Source organism: Shewanella salipaludis (assembly GCF_012911865.1).
GTDB lineage: Bacteria > Pseudomonadota > Gammaproteobacteria > Enterobacterales > Shewanellaceae > Shewanella > Shewanella salipaludis.
Map to the genome: position 1 here is coordinate 134,749 of NZ_JAAXYH010000007.1, position 21,599 is coordinate 156,347.

20 protein-coding genes are annotated in these 21,599 nt (G+C 57.3%); 14 read left to right on the forward strand and 6 right to left on the reverse strand.

Translation table 11 applies throughout. The features are described from left to right. The first annotated feature begins 22 nt into the window (after window positions 1–22). The 6 genes from ribBA to HC757_RS11390 all read left to right on the forward strand — a co-directional run bounded on the left by ribBA (window position 23) and on the right by HC757_RS11390 (window position 4,101). Window positions 23–1,126: a bifunctional 3,4-dihydroxy-2-butanone-4-phosphate synthase/GTP cyclohydrolase II gene (gene ribBA, locus HC757_RS11365; protein WP_169564493.1), complete on the forward strand. Its 1,104-nt coding sequence runs from the start codon at window positions 23–25 to the stop codon at window positions 1,124–1,126. Between the two features lie 184 nt (window positions 1,127–1,310). Continuing rightward, window positions 1,311–1,787 (forward strand): 6,7-dimethyl-8-ribityllumazine synthase, encoded by a 477-nt coding sequence (ribH, locus tag HC757_RS11370; RefSeq protein ID WP_169564494.1) that lies wholly within the window; start codon window positions 1,311–1,313, stop codon window positions 1,785–1,787. A 14-nt stretch (window positions 1,788–1,801) separates the two neighbouring features. Beyond that, a complete protein-coding gene (nusB, locus tag HC757_RS11375; RefSeq protein WP_169564495.1) occupies window positions 1,802–2,206 on the forward strand; it encodes a transcription antitermination factor NusB in 405 nt (134 codons plus the stop codon). Between the two features lie 77 nt (window positions 2,207–2,283). Continuing rightward, window positions 2,284–3,240, forward strand: coding sequence for a thiamine-phosphate kinase (gene thiL, locus HC757_RS11380; protein ID WP_169564496.1), 957 nt, complete (start codon window positions 2,284–2,286; stop codon window positions 3,238–3,240). After that, complete coding sequence (locus HC757_RS11385; RefSeq protein ID WP_169564497.1) at window positions 3,240–3,731, forward strand: phosphatidylglycerophosphatase A family protein; 492 nt, start codon at window positions 3,240–3,242, stop codon at window positions 3,729–3,731. The genes thiL and HC757_RS11385 overlap by 1 nt, the downstream gene beginning before the upstream one ends. 34 nt (window positions 3,732–3,765) lie before the next feature. Then, complete coding sequence (locus HC757_RS11390) at window positions 3,766–4,101, forward strand: cupin domain-containing protein (RefSeq protein WP_169564498.1); 336 nt, start codon at window positions 3,766–3,768, stop codon at window positions 4,099–4,101. Between the two features lie 108 nt (window positions 4,102–4,209). Here the strand turns inward: HC757_RS11390 and HC757_RS11395 are convergent, their stop codons facing one another. From HC757_RS11395 to barA, 6 genes are all read right to left on the reverse strand, one after another. Further along, window positions 4,210–4,596, reverse strand: coding sequence for a VOC family protein (locus HC757_RS11395; RefSeq protein WP_169564499.1), 387 nt, complete (start codon window positions 4,594–4,596; stop codon window positions 4,210–4,212). Window positions 4,597–4,668: 72 nt separating this feature from the next. Then, window positions 4,669–5,076 carry a VOC family protein gene (locus tag HC757_RS11400; protein WP_169564500.1) on the reverse strand — a complete coding sequence of 136 codons (408 nt, stop codon included), beginning with the start codon at window positions 5,074–5,076 and terminating at the stop codon, window positions 4,669–4,671. 416 nt (window positions 5,077–5,492) lie between these two features. Next, complete coding sequence (recN, locus tag HC757_RS11405; RefSeq protein ID WP_169564501.1) at window positions 5,493–7,151, reverse strand: DNA repair protein RecN; 1,659 nt, start codon at window positions 7,149–7,151, stop codon at window positions 5,493–5,495. A 123-nt stretch (window positions 7,152–7,274) separates the two neighbouring features. Beyond that, window positions 7,275–8,249, reverse strand: a complete 975-nt coding sequence (locus HC757_RS11410; protein ID WP_169564502.1) for an AEC family transporter — start codon at window positions 8,247–8,249, stop codon at window positions 7,275–7,277. A 287-nt stretch (window positions 8,250–8,536) separates the two neighbouring features. Next, on the reverse strand, window positions 8,537–9,133 hold the full coding sequence (locus HC757_RS11415; RefSeq protein ID WP_169564503.1) for a YjaG family protein: 597 nt from the start codon (window positions 9,131–9,133) through the stop codon (window positions 8,537–8,539). Next, complete coding sequence (gene barA / locus HC757_RS11420; protein ID WP_169564504.1) at window positions 9,108–11,912, reverse strand: two-component sensor histidine kinase BarA; 2,805 nt, start codon at window positions 11,910–11,912, stop codon at window positions 9,108–9,110. Before barA ends, HC757_RS11415 begins: the two co-directional genes overlap by 26 nt. 102 nt (window positions 11,913–12,014) lie before the next feature. On the opposite strand from barA, the gene rlmD reads away from it, so the two are divergent. The 8 genes from rlmD (at window position 12,015) to ispF (ending at window position 21,598) form a co-directional block, all read left to right on the forward strand. Next, window positions 12,015–13,352 carry a 23S rRNA (uracil(1939)-C(5))-methyltransferase RlmD gene (rlmD, locus tag HC757_RS11425; protein ID WP_169564505.1) on the forward strand — a complete coding sequence of 446 codons (1,338 nt, stop codon included), beginning with the start codon at window positions 12,015–12,017 and terminating at the stop codon, window positions 13,350–13,352. A gap of 164 nt (window positions 13,353–13,516) precedes the next feature. After that, entirely contained in the window at window positions 13,517–15,721 is a 2,205-nt protein-coding gene (gene relA, locus HC757_RS11430) for a GTP diphosphokinase (RefSeq protein WP_169564506.1), read from the forward strand. 161 nt (window positions 15,722–15,882) lie between these two features. Then, window positions 15,883–16,713: a nucleoside triphosphate pyrophosphohydrolase gene (gene mazG / locus HC757_RS11435; protein ID WP_169564507.1), complete on the forward strand. Its 831-nt coding sequence runs from the start codon at window positions 15,883–15,885 to the stop codon at window positions 16,711–16,713. Between the two features lie 106 nt (window positions 16,714–16,819). Further along, window positions 16,820–18,457, forward strand: a complete 1,638-nt coding sequence (locus HC757_RS11440) for a CTP synthase (protein WP_169564508.1) — start codon at window positions 16,820–16,822, stop codon at window positions 18,455–18,457. Window positions 18,458–18,624: 167 nt separating this feature from the next. Next, window positions 18,625–19,917, forward strand: coding sequence for a phosphopyruvate hydratase (gene eno / locus HC757_RS11445; protein ID WP_169564509.1), 1,293 nt, complete (start codon window positions 18,625–18,627; stop codon window positions 19,915–19,917). A gap of 122 nt (window positions 19,918–20,039) precedes the next feature. Then, on the forward strand, window positions 20,040–20,345 hold the full coding sequence (ftsB, locus tag HC757_RS11450) for a cell division protein FtsB (RefSeq protein WP_169564510.1): 306 nt from the start codon (window positions 20,040–20,042) through the stop codon (window positions 20,343–20,345). A gap of 5 nt (window positions 20,346–20,350) precedes the next feature. Then, window positions 20,351–21,073, forward strand: coding sequence for a 2-C-methyl-D-erythritol 4-phosphate cytidylyltransferase (ispD, locus tag HC757_RS11455; RefSeq protein ID WP_244623462.1), 723 nt, complete (start codon window positions 20,351–20,353; stop codon window positions 21,071–21,073). A 24-nt stretch (window positions 21,074–21,097) separates the two neighbouring features. Further along, the gene (gene ispF / locus HC757_RS11460; RefSeq protein ID WP_169564511.1) at window positions 21,098–21,598 is read left to right on the forward strand and encodes a 2-C-methyl-D-erythritol 2,4-cyclodiphosphate synthase; all 501 of its coding nucleotides are present in this window, start codon (window positions 21,098–21,100) and stop codon (window positions 21,596–21,598) included. The last annotated feature ends 1 nt before the right edge of the window (window position 21,599 follow it).

The window sequence follows — 21,599 nt, forward strand, 5'->3', positions numbered from 1 at the left end:
ACTCAAGCATAAAGGTCCTAACATGGCGCTACACAGCATAGAAGAGATCATCGAAGACATACGTCTGGGGAAAATGGTCATCCTGATGGACGACGAAGACAGGGAAAATGAAGGCGATCTCATCATGGCTGCCGAGTTGGTGACCCCGGCGGCGATCAACTTCATGGCGACCCATGGCCGTGGTCTCATCTGCCAGACCATGACCAAGGAACGTTGCCGGCAGCTGAACCTGCCCTTGATGGTCAGCAACAACAACGCCCAGTTCTCGACCAATTTCACCGTGTCCATCGAAGCGGCGACCGGGGTGACCACGGGGATCTCGGCCCACGACAGGGCGGTGACGGTTCAGGCGGCGGTAGCCAAAGACGCCAAGGCGGCGGACCTGGTGCAACCCGGGCATATCTTTCCGCTGATGGCCCAGGATGGCGGCGTCCTGGTGCGTGCGGGGCACACCGAGGCGGGTTGCGATCTGGCGCGTCTGGCAGGACTGGAGCCTTCCGGGGTGATAGTCGAAATACTCAATGAAGACGGCACCATGGCACGGCGCCCGGATCTGGAAATCTTCAGCGAGAAACATGGCGTCAAGATAGGCACAATAGCCGATTTGATCGAATACCGTAATACCAAGGAAACCACTGTGGTGCGCGAGGCCAGCTGCAAGCTGCCGACCCGTTTCGGTGAGTTCAACATGGTGACCTTTAGAGACACCATAGACAACCAGCTGCACTATGCCTTGGTCAAGGGCGAGGTCAAGCCGAATATCCTGGTGCGGGTACATTTGCAGAATACCTTCAATGACTTACTGCATTCTGAGCGGGATCAGCAGCGCAGTTGGCCGCTGGAGCACGCCATGGCGCGCATCGCAGCCGAAGGCGGTGTCCTGGTGCTGCTGGGCAACCGCGAGCATAGCGCCGAGATGCTGTCCAAGGTGAAGGCGTTCGAGGCCGAAGACAAGGGCCAGGCGCAGGCATCGGCCAAATGGCAGGGCACCTCGCGACGGGTCGGCGTAGGTTCACAGATACTGGCGAGCCTTGGGGTGACCAAGATGCGCCTGCTGAGTTCACCCAAACGCTATCATTCACTGTCCGGTTTCGGCCTGGAAGTGACAGATTATATTGCCGATTGAGTCGCAGCTTGAGGCGCCCATGACAGCGGCTTTCGCGCCGGCGCCAGGCCGGGCAGGCCCCAGGTTGCAGTAAAGTAAAATTAACCATTTCTGATAATTTGCATAGCGCCCGGGGCAAATGCCTGTGGTATCATAGCGCCACTTTTCGCCCCGAGCGGGTGCTTTAGCTAATTTAGGTAAGATAATGAACGTAGTTCAAGGTAATATCGAAGCGAAAAATGCCAAAATAGCGATAGTCGTATCGCGTTTCAACAGCTTTTTAGTCGAGAGTTTGCTTGAAGGCGCAATCGATACGCTGAAACGTTTTGGCCAGGTGAACGACGACAACATCACGGTCGTGCGTGTTCCGGGTGCGTTTGAGCTGCCATTGGCCGCCCGTCGGGTTGCCGCCAGCGGTAAATTCGATGGCATTATCGCGCTCGGTGCGGTGATCCGTGGCGGTACGCCACATTTCGATTTTGTTGCCGGTGAATGTAACAAGGGTCTGGCCCAGGTGTCGCTCGAGTTTGACGTTCCCGTCGCATTCGGTGTGTTGACCACAGATACCATAGAGCAAGCCATAGAACGTTCCGGCACCAAGGCAGGCAACAAGGGTGGCGAAGCGGCCCTGGGTCTGTTGGAAATGGTTAACGTACTGCAAGAACTTGAAAAACAGCTGTAATAGTAGGAAAAACAATGAAGCCTTCTGAGCGCCGCAAGGCCCGCCGTTTAGCGGTTCAAGCCATATATTCATGGCAACTAAGCGGGAATAACATTGCCGATGTCGAGCATGAGTTTTTAACCGAGCAAGATACCGGCGGTGTTGATGTGGCTTACTTTCGTGAGCTGTTTTCAGGTGTTGCCACCAAGAGCGCCCAGTTGGACGAGTTGATCGTACCTTTCCTGGAGCGTCCTCTGGATGAGGTTTCGCCGGTTGAGAAAGCCATAGTGCGCCTGGCGACCTATGAGTTGACCTTCCGCAAGGATGTGCCTTACAAGGTCGCCATCAACGAGGCTATCGAGCTGGCAAAAGCCTTCGGTGCCGAAGATGGCCACAAGTTTGTCAATGGCATACTCGACAAGCTGGTTGCACGTAAGTAATAAGACAAACGGTATCTCAGGATACCGTTTTTCATTGCTAACTTAGGGGGACGGCCGCGGCCGCACCAAATTTTACAGTGAAAGAATTCCAACTAATCGAAAGTTTCTTCAAGGGACGTGGACCGGTTCGCCGTGACGTCACTCTGGGGATTGGCGACGATTGCGCCCTGGTTCAACCCGCCGAAAACAAATCTCTCGCCATCTCCTGCGACACCTTAGTCGAAAATGTGCATTTTCTTGCCGACATGCCGCCCAAGGCCCTGGGCTACAAGGCGCTGGCGGTGAATCTGTCAGACTTGGCTGCCATGGGCGCAGAACCTGCCTGGATGACGCTGGCGCTGACCTTGCCCGAGGCGGATGAGGCCTGGTTGACCGACTTCAGTGCCGGCCTGTTCGAGATAGCAGATTATTACGGCATCGCCCTGGTGGGAGGCGATACTACCCGTGGCCCCAAGACCATCAACATCACAGTCCATGGCCAGGTGCCCCAGGGCAAAGCCCTGAGCCGCAGCGGTGCCAAGGTGGGTGATTGGGTCTATGTTACCGGTACTCTGGGGGATTCGGCCCTGGGGTTGGATATCCTGCGTGGCCGGCAGCAGGCGAGTGCAGAGAATAGCGCCTACCTCATAGATCGCCATTATCGGCCAACCCCAAGGGTATTGGCGGGCCAGGCGTTGCGGGCCTTGGCTTCCAGCGCCATAGATCTTTCCGATGGTTTGATGTCGGACATAGGCCATGTGCTCAAGGCCTCCGGCGTTGGTGCCACCATAGAGGTTGGCCTATTACCCCTGTCGGCGGCGATGCGTGATACTGTGCCTTTGGAACTTGGGCTGAGTTATGCCCTCAAGGGCGGCGAAGACTATGAGCTGCTGTTTACCGTGTCCGAAGCACAGAAGGGGGCGCTGGAGACCTCACTCGGCCATGCCGGGGTCAAGTTCGTCAAGGTCGGCCAGATCTGCGCCGGTGACAAGCTCAAACTGCGCCACGAGGGTGAAGCCTTTACGCCTCTGTTGGATGGATTCGAGCATTTCTGATGAAATTGATTAGCACAGATCCGGCGCTGGCGCGCCTGTCACTTAAAAATCCATTGCATTTCCTGGCGTTGGGCTTCGGCAGTGGCCTGGCGGCCAAGGCCCCAGGCACCTTCGGTACCCTGGCGGCGGTGCCGCTCTATTTGCTGATGCAACCTCTGGGGCTGGGCAGCTACCTTGCCTTGACCTTGGTCCTGGCCTTGGCCGGAATAGTGATTTGTGACAAGGCGGCCAAGGACATGGGGGTGCACGATCACGGCGCCATCGTCTGGGACGAAGTGGTCGGCCTGCTGATCACCCTGGTGGCCGCCCCTGCGGGCTGGGGCTGGCTGCTGGTCGGCTTCTGCCTGTTTCGCCTGTTCGATATCCTCAAGCCCTGGCCGATCCGCTGGCTGGATGCCAAGGTGCATGGTGGTTTCGGTATAATGATCGACGACGTGCTGGCGGGGATCTTCGCCTTCATCTGCCTGCAGCTGTTGGCCTGCTACCTTTAGTTAAGCCAAAGACTGGTTGAGTTTTGGGAGCACTATGAACAATATTTTTGCTGCTATGCCCGAGGATCTGACGCAGGAAGTGTTCGAGACCTTGGCCGAGGCTGAGTCGCTGCGCATCGAGCGCATCGTCTCCAAGGGGCATGCCTCGGCAGCGGATGCCTGGTACGATCAAAGCGAGCACGAGTGGGTGTTGTTGCTCGAAGGGGCTGGACGCATTCAGTACGAAGATGGCACAGAGGTCAGCCTGGAGAAGGGTGATTATCTGCTGCTCCCGGCCCATGTGAAGCATAGGGTGTCCTGGACAGAACCCGGGGTGGAAACCCTGTGGCTGGCGATCTTCTTCTCAGGCCCTCTCGCTACTCCAAGTTGACGCAGCAGCCTAACCTGCGCCTGTGGCTAACGCCCGCACTTCCCCGCGTTAGCCATGCCGGGTTAAAGACCGTGCATTGTTGGCGACCAAGCTGCATCTGCCAAGCGGTTAATCCCAGACATTGACATCGGCTGCATCCTGGAAATCGGCTCTTTGCGGATTGACGACACAGAACCTATGCCCCGTTGGGGCTTCCATGACCACCCAGCGCTCAAATCTCGTCAACACCTTTGCCCCCAACTCGGACAAGCGTGCCACCTCGGCCGGGATATTGTCGGTTTCGATATCCAGGTGAACTCGGCTCTCATGAGTCACTTTCTGGATCAGCAGGTTAGGCTGCACATCAGGGACATCCAAATGCGAATACCTGTCTGACCATGCCTCGCTTGAGCGGACACAAGGGTAGCCCAATGCGCTTTCCCAAAACCTATTCGCCTCTTCAATATCATCCACTTTGCTGTCGATGACGAAAGCGGCAAGCCTACTTCTATGCATCTTTCCTCCTTGGCGACCGACGCCTCTCACTCTCACTCTCATTCGGCAGGTAAAAATACCGAGCCGCCAAGGTCATTTAGCGGTTATTTCTACCGAGGCGACATTGCGCTCGAACGGACCATGAAAGACGGCTTCAATATTATTGCCGTCGGGGTCCAGTACGAATGCCCCATAGTAACCCGGGTGATAGGCCCGCTCCCCCGGTGCGCCATTATCCTGCCCACCTGCGGCCAGCGCCGACTGATAGACCTTATGCACTGTTTCTCTGTCTTGGGTCTGAAAGGCGAGGTGTACCCGGGTAATGTAATCCTGCGCCTCGTCTACAAACAGTTCATCCGCGTGGAAGAAACCCTGACCTTCATGGAGCGCGTCCGGGTGGCCCAGGGCGGTGAATACCGCATGATAGAAACGCTTGCTGGCCGCGAGATCTGCCACCCGCAGATGAATGTGATCTATGAGTCTGCCTCGATGAAATTTCATAGCCCGTCCTTGTAGTCTGAAATTTATACCCTGCACAGGCGCAGTCATCACCTCATTTGAGATGGGTAGAGGCATGCGCCTTGTCCCGCTGAGCCTGGCGTCATCTCGCCATGAGCCGATTGTAAACTACCGGCTGACTCATCAGCTAAGCTACTGGTATTGCAGCGTTGGCTCAAGCCTTTTATTCACAAGCAGGGCCGAGATTTGAGAGGCCAAACGTCAACGGGACTCGGATGCCAGCCGGGACTCAGATACCAGCCGGGAGCGCCTGGGTGCTTAAGATAGTGAGGGCTAAAATCCTAGACACAGGAGCCATGTCCTATTTTTCATGCTCCCATCTTCATGCCCCATTCTTCCTTCCCCAATCTGCATGCTCAAATGGTTAACATGGAAATAGTGAACACAGCAAAATGCAATTATTGCAGTAACTCCCTGGCGTTTGCCAGGGTATTGCTGGTGATGGTATCGCCGCCGAGCAGGCGGGCCAGCTCCTGGATGCGTTGCTCCTTATCCAGTGGCGTCATCGACGTCTCAGTGCTGCCACCCTTGTTGAATTTATTGACGAACATGTGTTGATGACCGTTGCCCGCCACCTGCGGCAGATGGGTGACGCACAGCACCTGGGTCGACTCTCCCAGGCTGCGCAGCATGCGGCCGACCACGGCGGCGGTCGGGCCCGAGATACCGACATCCACCTCATCGAAGATCAGGGTCGGAGTCGAGACCTTCTTGGCGGTGATCACCTGAATGCCCAGGCCGATGCGGGACAGCTCGCCGCCCGAGGCCACCTTGGAGATGGGCTGCAGGGGCTGACCCGGGTTGGTGGTCACCATGAACTCTATTTGGTCACAGCCGTTGACCGACATCATCTCAGGGTTGAAAGTCACTGAGATGCAGAACTTGCCCTTGGGCATGTTGAGCTGGTGAATAGATTGAGTGACCAGTTTGTCCAGCTCCTTGGCGTAGCGACCACGGCTTTGGCTCAGTTTCTGGGCATGGGCGAGGTAGGCCTGGCGGTTGGCCTCGACCTGTTGTGCCATCTCTGCCAACTTATGTTCGTCGTCATCCAGGCTGCCGAGCTCGGCCTTGAGTTGTTCATGGTGAGCGGCCAGCAGAGGGGCGCCAACCTGGTGCTTACGGGCCAGTTGCATGGCCTTGGACAGGCGCTCCTCCAGATAGGCGAAGTGCTCAGGGTCCAGTTCCAGTCCACTGAGATAGTGCTGCAGTTCGCTTGTGCTCTCCTGTACCTGGATCAGGGCCTCGTTGAGCATGGCATTGACGTTGGCAAGGGCCGGGTCATAGCTTTCCAGCTGTTGTGCCAAAGTCACGGCCCTGTTGAGCAGCTGTTCTATATTCAGCTCCTCGCCTTCGCTGAGGAGTTCGACTCCGGCCTGACAGCTGGCAATCAATTCAGTGCCGTTGGCCAGGCGTTTATGCTCCTGTTCTATCTCTTCGAATTCACCCGGCTTGAGGTCGAACTCGTCCAGTTCTTCGACCTGATATTGCAGCAACTGCTTGCGGGCGATGCGCTCCTGCTGCGACAGCGTCAGCTGTCTGAGCTCGGCTTCCAACTGCTTGCACCTGTGATAGCCGGCGGCAACGGCATCGCTCAGCAGCCTGTGGTTGGCATAGCTGTCCAGCAAGGTGAGTTGGTGTTCACTCTTGAGCATGGCGTGGTGGGCATGCTGACCGTGAATGCCTATCAGCAGCTGCCCCAGGCTCTTGAGTTGTGCCAGCGGGACAGGATTGCCATTGATGTAGGCGCGGGAGCGACCGTCGCTGCCTATGGTCCGGCGCAGAATGCATTCCTGCTCGAGGTCGAGATCGTTATCTTCCAGCCAGCGTTTCGCCAGTGGAATATCATCGAGGGAGAAGCGGGCGCTGACTTCAGTCTTGCTGGCGCCTGGGCGCACGGTATTGGCATCGGCCCTGTTGCCAAGGCATAGGCCGAGGGCGTCGATGGCGATGGATTTACCCGCGCCGGTTTCCCCTGTGATGCTGGTCATACCCGGACGAAAATCCAGTTCCAGGAAGCGTACTATGGCGAAATTGTTGATGCTGAGTTGGCAAAGCATAATGAATTCCTGTCGAATAACTTACCAAAACACTGTATTGATACACAGTATATACTGATTTTATATACAGTAAAGTTGCGTTTAATAATTAAGCACAACTTATTTTTGATCCCACTGATTAATTTAGGTTTTTAGTAAGTAATCCAGCAGTGGCAGGCTGATGAAGGTCAGCAGTGTGCCCAAGAGTATGGTGTTGGCGCTGGTGCCGACCAGCACCTGGTAGCGCTGTGCCAGCAGGTAAACGCTGGCGGCCGTCGGCAGGGCGGCGAGCAGGACGCCCATAGACAGATACGCGTCAGTGACGCCCAAGAGCTGCAGCAACACCAGCGCCAATGCCGGCTGGAGGATCAGCTTGAATAGATTGAGCAGGCCCAGCTCGGCCAGATTGCGTCCGCCGAAGGCGGGTGGCGCCTCTGGGCCCTCCTGCGCCTCCCGGCCCATGGCTTTGGTCAGCACCATGCCTATGGCAAACAGGGCGCAGGGGCTGGAGGTATTGCCTATCTGCTGCAACATGAGCGCCAGCCCGGCGGGCAGGGGCAGCGCCAATGCCGACAGGGCGACGCCGAACAGGCTGCCTATGACTATGGGATTGCGCGCCAGGGCATTGAGCATGGTCATCAGAGGGTGAGCCAGTTTGGCCTTGGGGTTGGCGAGTTCCACGCTGACCAGGGCGACGGCGAACATGAGTACCGACAGCAGGCTGGCAATCGCCGCCGCGACCAGGGCACTCTGTTGCCCGGGAAAGAGGATGACCAGCAGCGGAATACCGATGAAGGCGGTATTGCCGAAACTGGTGTTGAGCGCCCGCATGGCGGCAATCGCCTTGTCGCCCGGGGTGGCCCAGAGTGAGAGCCAGAAGACACTGAAATAGGTGACTAACATGGCCAGGCCATAGCCGAGGATGAAACCCCATTGCAGTATCTCGATGATGGGCGTCTGCGCCAGGGCGATGAGCATGATAGCCGGGAAGGCGACATAGTAGACATACTGGTTGAGCACCTGATCCGTATCGGCCGGCAGCAGCCTGAGCTTCTGTATCAGGGCGCCGAGCAACATGATGCCGACAACGGCGAGCAGTGGGGTCAAGATGGCGGGCATCCGCGACTTCCTTGGCTATTGGGGGATATTGGGCCGAGACAGGAAAATTACCATGCGCGGCGCCCACTGGCTATTACGCTATGGTCTTAGACGGCTTAGGTTTTAGACAGCTATGATCTTAGACACCTTGGGTCTTAGACAGCTTTGCTCTTAGACAGTTTTTTGTGGGAGGAGGCGTATTCCTGGGTTGGCTCGAGGCGCTGCTGTCCCCAAGCCCTGATGTGCCAGCGGCCGCCGGGCCAGCCTTTAGGCGGACCCGTAGCCGATGGCGCGGCCGAATGCCGGACTCAGACGCTGATGCCTATGTTGGAGACGCCGGCCTCGATTATGTCTTGGCGCAGGCCCTTGACCAGGTCGGCGGTGATCTTCGGATTTTCTTCGATGATTTCCAGCAGGGTGTTCTGCAGCGCCTTCTCTTCTTCCATCACGGGATGGGCGAAGATGAAGTCGTCCATGGCATCGTCTTCCAGCTCGACATCGCTGATGGCTTCTATGTAGTTGGCCACAGTGCTGGAAGACAATTTGCTGATGTTGACTATGTCTTCTTCTATCTTGCCCTGGATAGCCCCCAGCAGGGTAGATAAGGCGACCACGGCATCCATGGCGGGGTAGACGCCATAGGCCTCGAAATCGCTTGGCTCAGGGGTATTGTCTTCGAGCCGCTGCAGCTGGACATCGATATTGAACTTGAGCTTGGGATCGTACTGGGCCTGCCACAGGAGTTCGAGCACTGTGCTGAGCACGGCTGGCTCGCCAAACTTGCACACCTCGGAGAAAAGCTGATAGTTAGGCAACATGCGCTGGCATAGGGCGACGGCGAATAATTGCTTCTGCGCCAGGCTCAAGGCCTTTAAGCGTTTAAAGAAGCCCGGTTTTTTTATCATCTGATAGTTCCACTGATAGCTGTGATAACACTTGTTTTGCTGCAGATTCTACCTTAGTTAACTCATCAAGTAACTCAAGTATTTCCGGTTCCATGTCTTCGATGGCGGTTTCGCGCTTGAGCGCAGATTCTATTTCCTGGCATAGCTTCTGGGTGGCGGGAACCCCACAATAGCAGCTGGCGCCATGCAGCTTGTGGACTGTGCCGAGCATTTGCTCCTGGTCCTTGGCCTCCAGCGCCTGGTGAATTTGCGCCACGGTTTGCGGCAGCGAGTCGAGCAGCATCTTCAACATCTCCAGCGCCAGATCCGGCTTCTGGTTGGCCTGGGTCAGACACAGGTCCCAATTGAGGGTATGGAGATCGAAGTGGGTAAACTTGGGGCGGCTCAGCCAACGGTTGATGACCCCCTTGAGCGCTGCCTCGTCTATCGGCTTGGGCAGATAACCATCCATGCCGCTGCCGAGGATCAGCTCACGCTCTTCGGCGATCGCATGGGCGGTGACGGCTATTATGGGGGTGTTGCGGTTGATGGACTCCTGGCGAATGCTGCGGGTGGCGGTAATGCCGTCTATGCCCGGCATCTGGATATCCATGAAAATAAGATCGAAATTCCGCTTTTGGGCCTGAGTTATGGCTTCTTCGCCGCTGCCGACGGCGATGACATTGGTGACCAACTCCTTCAGCAGGGTATCTATGAGCTTGAGATTGGCCAGGTTGTCATCGACGGCCAATACCGTCAGCGAGTGGCGTTCGGTTGCTGGCTGATTGACTGCCTGTGCCGGGCTGGCGTCTATCTCCAGCGGCCGGTAGATGAGGTTGCGCGCCAGCACATGGTCGCTGACGGGCATCGGCAGGACGGTATCCGCATTGGATCTCAGCTTGCTCTGAACTATCTGCTGCTCGAAACTGTCGTTGAGCAGGATAAGGCTATCCGTGTGTCGCCTGGCAAGTTTCAGCGTGAATACCAGTTCATCCGGGTCGGTGAAGCCATGGCAGCTGATGAGTATGACATCGAAGTGACTCGCCTCGTCCGCCAATGCCCCGGCCAGGTCCTGGCGCAGGTGCAGGCCTGTGACCTTCATATGCCAATGGGTGAGGCGGCGCAACAGCAGATTGTGGGACAGGCTCCTGGGCTCGAACAGCAGCGCCTTCTTGCCGGCGAGTTTTTCCACCGGCAGTGAGTCGCCTATCTGGAAATGACTATGTTCCAGTGGCAGGGTGAACCAGAAGGTCGAGCCCTTCTCCGGGGTGGAGCTGAAGCCTATCTGGCCGCCCATCTGATTGATCAGGCGCTTGGTGATGATGAGCCCCAGGCCGGTGCCGCCGAAGCGCCGGGAGATGGAGGAGTCGGCCTGGCCGAAGGCCTGAAACAGCAAGTCCTGCTGGGTCTCGGCTATGCCTATGCCTGTATCTGTGACTTCACATCTCAGGAGCACTCTGTCATCGGCGTTGCCGACCCGCTGCACCTTGAGCAGGACACTGCCCTGATCGGTAAACTTGATGGCGTTGCCCACCAGGTTGGTGATGATCTGGCTGACCCTGATGGCATCGCCACTGAGACTCTCGGGCACGTCCGGATCTATGTCGACCACGAGTTCAAGGCTTTTTTCCTGGGCACTGCCGCCGATCAGACGCAGGGTGTCTGCGAGTGTGTCCCTGAAGGCGAACGGCATATTTTCCAGCACCATCTTGCCGGCTTCCAGCTTGGAGAAGTCGAGAATGTCATTGATTATGCTAAGTAAGTTGGTAGCGCTGCGCTCGATTGTCCTTATGTAGTCCAGCTGGCTCGAATGCAACGGCGTCTTGATCAACTGGCGGGCGAAGCCTATCACTCCATTGAGCGGCGTGCGCAGCTCGTGCGACATGTTGGCCAGGAATTCGGACTTGATCCTGCTCGCCTCCAGCGCCCGCTTCTTGGCCAGATCCAGCTCGACGTTCTGGATTTCTATCTGCTCCAGGGTCTCGCGCAGATCCGAGGTCGCCTGATCGATATTCTGCTGCATCTCGTCATGGTATTCGGACAAGGAGCCCGCCATGGCGTTGATGCCCCGCTTGAGCAAGTCCAACTCGCCTATCAGGTTGCCTGTGAGCCGGGTGTCGAGCTTGCCCTCACGTATCTTGGCGACCACGCGGACCATCTCGGTGATCGGCTGGGTGACGTTTTTCACCAGCCTGAAGGTGAACAGGAGGTTCAGCTGCACCCCTATGAGCACTATGATGAAGGCGGCCACCGCCGCCCTATGCTGCTCCAGCAGGGCTTTCTCTTTGTTGATCAGTATCGAGATATAGCCGATGCGGTTGCTGTTGTCCAAGGGGCCGGCATTGACCTGCGGCTCGCCGCCGGGATTGAGGGCGAAGATGGGGGTCCTGAGGACCAGGCTGTCACCCACATGTTCTATCTCCGTGCCCCTGAGACTGGCCAGCGTGTCCTTGTAGCGCATCACCTCGAAGTCTTTATGATAATGGGAGGTCACGAAGAGTTGATTGTCTGCGTCGAAAATGGCGATGGACTTGACCAGGGTGGACTTGTTGAGCTGGGCGGCGGCGAGCAATCTCTTGCTGGCCTCACGATTGTTGCTGGCCAGGCCGTATTCGCTGGCGATCGCCAGTGGCTCTATGATGTTGCTGCCCTGTTCGACCAGTGTATCTTCGAGCTCATAAAAACGGTTTATGGTAAAGTAACTCCCAAGTAGAATACCGACCAGGATAGTAGGCGCTAACGCTAGTACCAAGACCCAAGATCTCAGGCTGTACTTAGTCATGTTGTTGGCACTGTTCATGGTCTGTGTGGGGATTCCCGGAAATTAACTCAGCTATTAATCTTCTAAGACTGCCAGAAACCCTGTCGTCTTTGCCAGTTTTTTATTGTATCAGGGGCCGAAATGGCACAATTTTTTAAAGCAAAACCAAATAGATCCAAGCAACTGTCGCCTAAGTTAACCCTGGATGTCGAGCAATTGGACCACTTGGGGGCGGGTATCGCCCAGCATCAGGGCAAGGTGGTGTTTGTCCCAGGCGCCCTGCCGGGCGAGCGGGCCAGGGTGCAGCTGACCGAGCAGAAGAAAAACTACGCCAGGGCCAGGCTGCTGGCAATAGAAACCCCGACGCCGGCCAGGACGGTGCCGCCATGCCCACATTATCAGGCCTGCGGCGGCTGCGATCTGCAGCATATGGCCTTGGCGGCCCAGCGTGAGCATAAGCAAGCCGCCCTGACATCCGTGATGGCCAAGTTTGCCGGTGCCAGCTCGGATCTGCTGGCAACGCCCCTGGAGGGTGAGGGCTGGCATTATCGCCGCCGTGCCAGGCTCGCCACCTGGTATGACAAGCCAAGCAAGACCTTGACCTTGGGATTTCGCGCCGCCAGCAGCAGCCAAGTGGTGGCCATCAGCCAATGCCTGGTGTTGGCCGAGCCCTTGTCTGCGCTGATCGCGCCATTCTCCCTCCTGCTCAATCGCCTCGCGGGGCGCTCGACCCTGGGGCATCTGGAGTTAATCCAGGCGGATAACGGCCTGTTTGCGGTGCTGCGGATAACCAAGGCATTGAAGGATCAAGATAAGCAACAGCTTAGCGAGTTTGCGGGCCAACAGGGGATCCACCTGTTGCTGCAAGATAATGACGGTCAATTCGAGTATCTCAGTGCGGGCCGACCCATGCCGCACTATGCTTTGCTCGATGGCGGGGTTTGCCTGAGTTTTACGCCGGGAAACTTCGTCCAGGTCAACGAAGAGATCAATCGCCGCATGGTCGAACAGGCGCTCGATTGGCTGGCCCCGGAGCCGGGTGAGCGCATCCTGGATCTCTTCTGTGGCGTAGGTAATTTCAGTGCGCCGCTGGCGGCCAAGGGCGCCGAGGTGGTCGGGGTCGAAGGCGTGCCCGAGATGGTGACTCAGGCGCGCAGCAATGCCGCCGCCAATGAGTTGGCCAATCTGACCTTCTTCCATGGGGATCTGAGCGCAGATCTGTCCGGGGAAGCCTGGATGGGCAAGATAGATAAGCTGCTGCTCGATCCCGCCAGGGCGGGCGCCTTCGAGAGCCTGCAGTGGCTGAAGAAGATGAAGCCCCGCAGCGTGGTCTATGTCTCCTGTAATCCCGCCAGCCTCGCCAGGGATACGGGTGTGTTGTTGGCCCAGGGCTACAAGTTGCAGAAGCTGGGGCTTATCGACATGTTCCCTCAGACCCATCACATAGAGGCGATGGCGCTGTTCGAGCTGACCAGGTAACCCATGGGCTCCTGGTCCCTGGCCCGGGTTGGTCTGAGCCTGGAAAACGGCAAAAATAGCAGCAATCGAGCCCTATGGATTTGACAAAGAGGCAGCAATGCCGAAGATAGGGGAGGTAGAGTCGAGCTCTCACCTCTGTTGCTCCAGATAAGGAAATGTTGTCTATGGTATCTGTTCGCGAAGCGCACTTTAACGATCCGGATTTTCACCTGGAGGCATGGGTTGCCCGTCATGTCAGCCAGGCCGACGAAGCGCAGATACTCCTGACCCTGCTCAGACAGGTCGAGGCCCTGCCGGCCAAGAGCCCGGCGGCGCACCGGGCCTTGTTGGAACAGGCCAGGGAGATGATCGAAATTCTGGCGCCGCTGAACATGGACATAGAGACGCTGCAGGCGGCGGTGTTGTTTCTGGTGTTCGAGGCCGGCTTGCTGAGCAAGGAAGCCCTGGCCGACAGATATGGCACTGGGTTGGCGACCCTGGTCGGCAACGTGGTGACCATGAATGCCATCGGCGCCCTCAAGCTCAACCCCCAATCACGCAGCGGCGAACCCCAGATAGACAATATCCGCCGCATGCTGCTGGCCATGGTCGAAGACGTGCGCGCCGTGGTGATCAAATTGGCCGAGCGGGTGTGTCTGTTGCGGGCGGTGAAGAATGCCGACGAAGAGACCCGGGTGCTGCTGGCCAGAGAAATTGCCGACATCTATGCGCCACTGGCCAACCGCCTGGGCATAGGCCAGCTCAAGTGGGAGCTGGAAGATCTGTCATTCCGTTACCTGCATCCAGCCACCTACAAGGACATAGCCAAGCAACTCGACGGCAAGCGCCTGGACAGGGAAATCTTCATCGACAAGTTCGTCAGCCAGTTGCAACAGCGACTGGATGAAGATCAGATCCGCGCCAAGGTCTATGGCAGGCCGAAACACATCTACAGCATCTGGCGCAAGATGAAAGGCAAGCATCTGAAGTTTGATGAGTTGTTCGATGTGCGCGCCGTGCGCATCGTCACCGAAAGGCTGCAGGACTGTTATGGGGCGCTGGGGGTGGTGCATACCCTGTGGCACCATATTCCCCGCGAGTTCGACGACTATGTCGCCAATCCCAAGCCCAACGGCTATCAATCCATACATACAGTGGTGGTCGGTCCCGAGGGCAAGACGGTCGAGATCCAGATCCGCACCCAGGCGATGCACGAAGATGCCGAACTCGGGGTCGCAGCCCACTGGAAATACAAGGAAGGCACCAAGGGCAAGCCCAGCGGTTACGAAGAAAAGATCAACTGGCTGCGCAAGATACTGCAATGGCAGGAGGATGTGGCCGAGAGTGGCAATCTGGTGGAAGAAGTCCGCAGCCAGGTATTCGAAGACAGGGTCTATGTGTTTACCCCCAGCGGCGAGGTGATAGATTTGCCCCAGGGCTCGACCGTGTTGGACTTCGCCTATTATATCCACTCCCAGGTGGGGCATAAGTGTATCGGTGCCAAGGTGGACGGCCGCATAGTGCCCTTCACCTACCAGGTGGAGACGGGTGAGCGTATCGAGATCATCACATCCAAACACCCCAATCCCAAGCGGGACTGGCTCAATCCCAACCTGGGCTATATCAAGTCCGCCAGATCTCGTTCGAAGATCCAGCACTGGTTCAAGCAGCAGGACAGGGACAAGAATATCATCGCCGGCAAGGAGATGCTTGAAACCGAACTGCTGCGGGTGAGCCTCAAGCTAAAGGACGCGGCGGTGGCGGTGGAGCGCTTCAACATGAGCGGCATGGATGACATGCTGGCGGCCATAGGCGGCGGCGATCTGCGCCTCAACCAGGTGGTTAACTATATTCAGAGCAGCCTGCGCCAGGAGCGGGTCTCGGACGAGGAAGCGGTCGAAGATCTGGTCAAGAAGGGCCACCATAAGCCGGAGCCGGGGGGCAAGGGCCAGGTCGAAGTCAATGGCGTCGGCAATCTGCTCAGCCATATGGCCCGTTGCTGCCAGCCGGTGCCGGGCGATGAGATTTACGGTTTTATCACCAAGGGCCGCGGCATCTCGGTGCATAAGGCCGATTGCGAACAGGTCAAGGAATTGATGCGCGCGCACCCGGAGCGCGGGGTCGAGGTGGTCTGGGGTGAGAACTATTCGGGCGGCTATCGCTTGCGGCTCAGGGTATTGGCCCATGATCGCAGTGGTTTGCTGCGGGATCTGACCTCGGTGCTGGCGGCAGAAAAGTCCAACGTCATGGCCATGAGTTCATCTTCGGATGTCAAGACCCAGACGGCCGCCATAGAACTCGAGCTCGAATTGTATAATCTCGAGGGACTGTCCAGGGTGATCTCCAAGCTGACCCAGGTCGATGGTATCATAGAGGCGCGGCGGCTCTGATGGCTAACCTCTCCCTCTCGACATAGGCCATGTCATGCGCAATGTTATGAACAATGTCATTAGCCATGTAATGTCATCAGCCATGTCATGAGGTAAACCTGTGTGAGGCGGCCGCGGCCGCCTCAGTTGTTAACCTGGCCCAATCTGAGTGGAAATACGCTATGCCCCTGAAATCTACCCCATCACAGTCCACTGCTGCCGACATAGAGCGTCTGCTGGCCATCATGGCCAAGCTCAGGGATCCCGACTCGGGTTGCCCCTGGGACAAGGCGCAGAGCTTCGCCACCATAGTGCCTTTCACCCTGGAGGAAGCCTATGAGGTGGCCGACACCATAGAAAGATTGGCGCTGGAGGAATTGCCGGGCGAGCTGGGTGACTTGCTGTTTCAGGTGATCTTCTATTGCCAGCTGGGCAAGGAGCAGGGGCTGTTCGATTTCTCCGTGGTGGTCGACAAAATTTGCACCAAGCTCACGGAGCGCCATCCCCATGTGTTCGGCGAGCACGGCGGAAGCGGGGAATTGAGCGCCGCCGGGGTCAAAGACAGCTGGGAGGCCATCAAGGCCAGGGAGCGCCAGGCCAATGAGCAACACTCTGTGCTGGACAACATTCCCCTGAGCCTGCCGGCGCTGGCGCGCTCGGTGAAGATCCAGCAGCGGGTCGCCCGGGTCGGTTTCGATTGGGCCGAGCTGGAGCCCGTGGTGGCGAAGATCCACGAGGAGATAGACGAAGTGCTGCATGAAGTGCGCCAGAGCCGGGTCGATGCGGCCAAGGTGCGCGATGAGATGGGCGATCTCCTGTTTGCCGTGACTAACCTGGCACGCCATCTCGGGGTCGAGCCAGAGCAGGCGCTGCGCCAGGCCAATGCCAAGTTTGAGCGCCGTTTTCGCGGCGTCGAAACTTTGGCCACGGCCGATGGCAAGGCCCTGACGGACCATGATCTGGCGGCGCTGGACGCTTTCTGGGATCAGGTAAAACACCAGGAGAAGCGCTAAAGGCGAATTGGTGTTTGTCGAATCGCGGGGCCTTTGATATACTATTGCCCCGTCCTAGTGCTTTCTTACAAGCACGTATTTTCAAACTCATTTTCTCAGGTTCAGCATGACTACAAGGTATATCTTCGTTACTGGTGGCGTGGTTTCATCACTAGGTAAAGGCATTGCAGCGGCATCGCTTGCGGCAATTTTAGAGGCGCGTGGCCTCAATGTAACCATCATGAAACTGGACCCCTATATCAACGTCGATCCGGGTACCATGAGTCCAACTCAACACGGGGAAGTATTTGTTACTGAGGACGGCGCAGAAACAGATCTGGACCTGGGGCACTACGAGCGTTTCATCCGTACCAAGATGAATCGTCGCAACAACTTCACCACCGGGCGTATTTACGAAGAAGTACTGCGCAAGGAACGCCGTGGCGATTACCTGGGTGCCACCATTCAGGTGATCCCGCACATTACCAACGCCATTAAAGAGAAAGTGCTGGACGGCGGCGAAGGTCATGATGTGGCCATAGTCGAGATCGGCGGCACAGTCGGTGACATAGAGTCTTTGCCTTTCCTGGAGTCCATACGTCAACTGGGCGTCGAGCTGGGCCGGGATCGCACCCTGTTCATGCACCTGACCCTGGTGCCTTTCCTGGGCGCGGCCGGCGAAGTCAAGACCAAGCCGACCCAGCACTCGGTCAAGGAACTGCGTTCCATCGGCATAGCGCCGGACGTATTGGTCTGCCGTGGCGATCGCGCCATCCCCGCCAACGAGAAGGCCAAGATTTCCCTCTTCTGTAACGTCGAAGAGCGTGCCGTTATCTCACTGAAAGACGTCGACAGCATCTACAAGATCCCGGCCTTGCTGCGCTCTCAGGGACTGGACGAGCTGGTGATCAAACGCTTCCACCTTGAGTGTAAGGATGCTGACCTGTCCGAGTGGGAAAACGTCATCTATCAGGAAGCCAACCCCAACGGTGAAGTGACTATAGGCATGGTGGGTAAGTACATAGAGCTGCCGGATGCCTATAAGTCGGTCAACGAAGCCCTCAAGCATGCGGGTCTGAAAAACCGCGTGTCTGTGACCATCAAGTACATAGACTCCCAAACCGTCGAGGCCAAGGGGGACGAAGTGCTGCAGGGGCTGGACGGCATCCTGGTGCCGGGCGGTTTCGGTGAGCGCGGTGTCGAAGGCAAGATCCTGGCGGCTAAGTTTGCCCGTGAAAACAAGCTGCCTTACTTCGGTATCTGCTTAGGCATGCAAGTGGCGTTGATCGAATTCGCCCGTAATGTTGCCGGCATGACAGATGCCCATTCGACCGAGTTCAATAAAGACACGCCTTTCCCTGTTGTGGGGCTGATCACCGAGTGGATCGACGAAGAAGGCAATGTCGAGCAACGTCACGAGTCTTCAGACTTGGGCGGCACCATGCGTCTGGGCGCCCAGCTATGCCATCTGATCGAAGGCACCAAGGCGGCACAGGCCTACAAGGGCACCACTTGTGTCGAGCGCCATAGACACAGATACGAAGTGAACAACAAGTACATAGAACGTCTCGAGCAAGCCGGGATGATCTTCAGCGGCCTGTCCTCCGACCGTAAGCTGGTGGAGATGATCGAGCTGCGTGATCACCCCTGGTTCGTCGCGGGTCAATTCCATCCGGAATTCACTTCGACGCCACGCGATGGTCATCCCTTGTTCGAAGGCTTCATTGCCGCGGCGAGCGCTTACCAGAAGCGCGATTTAAGCTAAGGTGTGAGCGATAGCCGGTTTCCCATGGGGAGCCGGCTTTTTATTTAACGCGTCCGCCAAGAATCAGATACCCATGCAATAGCCCGAATGACTGCATTCCATGGATATTGGTTTTTACTTTATTCTTAATTTCTTATCTTTTAATTTAACCTTAAGTCGAGGACGATATGGCTAAGATTATTAACGTGATTGGTCGTGAGATCATGGACTCCCGTGGTAACCCTACAGTGGAAGCCGAAGTGCATCTGGAAGGGGGCTTCGTCGGCATGGCGGCGGCACCTTCGGGCGCTTCCACCGGCAGCCGCGAGGCGCTGGAACTGCGTGATGGCGACAAGAGCCGTTATCTGGGTAAGGGCGTGTTGAAGGCAGTGGCCAACATCAAGGGCCCTATCCGTGACGCGCTGCTGGGCAAAGACGCCACGGCCCAGGCCGAGCTGGATAGCATAATGATCGAGCTGGACGGCACGGAAAACAAGGACAAGCTGGGCGCTAACGCCATATTGGCCGTGTCGCTGGCAGCCGCCAAGGCGGCAGCGGCCTTCAAGGGCATTCCCCTGTATGCCCACATAGCCGAACTCAACGGCACCCCAGGCCAGTATTCCATGCCTGTGCCTATGATGAACATACTCAACGGCGGTGAGCACGCGGATAACAACGTCGATATCCAGGAGTTCATGGTCCAGCCTGTCGGCGCCAAGAGCTTCCGTGAAGCCCTGCGCATGGGCGCCGAGATCTTCCACACTCTGAAGAAGGTGTTGCAGGAAAAGGGTCTTAGCACTTCCGTCGGCGATGAAGGCGGTTTCGCGCCTAACCTGGCATCGAACGCAGATGCCCTGGCGGTGATCAAGCTTGCGGTGGAAAAGGCAGGCTATAAGCTGGGCACAGACGTGACCCTGGCGCTGGATTGTGCCGCCTCCGAGTTCTATAAGGATGGCAAGTATGATCTGGCCGGTGAAGGCAAGGTCTTCGATTCCAACGGTTTCTCTGACTTCCTGAAATCTTTGGCCGAGCAGTATCCTATCGTCTCCATCGAAGACGGTCTGGATGAGTCGGATTGGGAGGGTTGGGCCTATCAGACCCAGATCATGGGCGACAAGATCCAGCTGGTGGGTGACGACTTGTTCGTGACCAACACCAAGATCCTCACCCGCGGCATAGAAAACAAGATCGCCAACTCCATCCTGATCAAGTTCAACCAAATAGGTTCCTTGACCGAGACCCTGGCAGCCATTCGCATGGCCAAGGAAGCGGGTTACACTGTGGTGATCTCGCACCGCAGCGGTGAAACCGAAGATGCCACCATAGCCGATCTGGCCGTGGGTACCGCCGCAGGTCAGATCAAGACGGGTTCACTGTGCCGTTCCGACCGCGTCGCCAAGTACAACCAGTTGTTGCGTATCGAAGAACAGCTGGGTGACCGGGCCGCATATCGTGGTCTCAAAGAGATCAAAGGCCAATAATCGCCCCTGCCAGGGTGCAGTAATTTAACCTTTGACGCGAAAAGGCCACCACCGGGTGGCCTTTTTTGTTGTACTATCTGCACTATCTTATTTTGACTCGGATACGGGCTTTCACTTCCACCATGAAACGCTTTCTTCTTGTATTAATAGTGTTATTGAGTCTGCTGCAATACCGTCTCTGGTTGGGCGGCAACAGCCTGCCCGGGTATTTGGGGCTGCAAAAACAGATCCATGGTCAGCAGCTGGGTAACGCCAAGTTAGCGGCGCGAAATCAGGTTCTCAGGGAAGAAATTACCGACCTTCGCAGCGGCACCGAAGCCCTGGAAGAGAGGGCGCGCAACGAATTGGGCATGGTCAAGCAGGGTGAAACCTTTTACCGGGTCGTCGGCAGTGATCAGCGCTCTCCCGCGCGAAAAGGCCAAGATTAAGCCTGATGACAGAGACACTTGCAATGTTGCCAACCCAAGACAAGATTATCGCCATAGTGCCGGCGGCCGGCATCGGCAGCCGCATGGGCAGCGAACTCCCCAAACAGTATCTGCTGCTCGATGACCAGTGTATTCTGGCCCATACCCTGGACCGCCTGCTCGGACATCCGCAGATAAGCCAGGTGATAGTGGCACTGCATCCGGCGGACGAGCATTTCGCCGCCCTGGCGCAGGCGAGCCATCCGAAAATCCTGACTGTGACTGGCGGGGGCGAGCGTGCCGACTCAGTGCTGGCCGCGCTCAACAGGGCAGATGAGCATGCCTGGGCGCTGGTGCATGACGCCGCCAGACCCTGCCTGGCGGCCGACGACATAGACCGCCTGTTGGCCGCCAGGAGCGAGTTCCCCCAGGGGGCCATTCTGGCTATGCCGGTGCGTGATACCATGAAGCGCGCCGATCCCAAAGGCCGCATCCAGACCACGGTCAGTCGGGAACGCCTCTGGCATGCCTTGACACCACAGATGTTCCCGGTGGCCAGCTTGCGGAGCCACTTGGCGGCGGCGTTGAGCGCCGGCGCCCTCATCACGGACGAGGCCTCGGCGATGGAGTGGGCCGGTGAGGCGCCCGGCCTGGTGGTTGGCCGGGCGGACAATATTAAGGTGACCCATCCGGACGATCTGCGTCTGGCGCGGTTATTTCTGACTCGGGCGAACAGCGCCTTAGGTTAAGACAATCAATCCTGGAAGTGACAGATGAAAATGCGTATAGGTCATGGGTTCGACGTACATAAATTTGGCGGTGATGCGCCGTTGATCCTCGGCGGGGTTGAAGTGCCCTATGAGACAGGCTTGATAGCCCATTCGGATGGCGATGTGGTGCTGCACGCCATAGCGGATGCGCTGCTCGGTGCCATGGCCCTCGGCGACATAGGCCGGCATTTTCCCGACACGGACGCCGCCTTTAAGGGCGCCGACAGCCGGGTGCTGCTGCGCCATTGCTACCGCCTGGCACAGGATAAAGGTTTCGAATTGGGCAACCTGGATGTTACCGTCATAGCCCAGGCGCCCAAGATGGCGCCCCATATCCAGGCCATCAGGCAAGTATTGGCGCAAGATCTGGACAGCGACATAGAGACGATTAACGTCAAGGCCACCACCACAGAAAAACTTGGCTTCACAGGCCGAAAAGAAGGTATTGCCGTCGAAGCCGTGGTGCTGATGACGGCCAAGACAGCTAACCAAGCGACAAACTAAG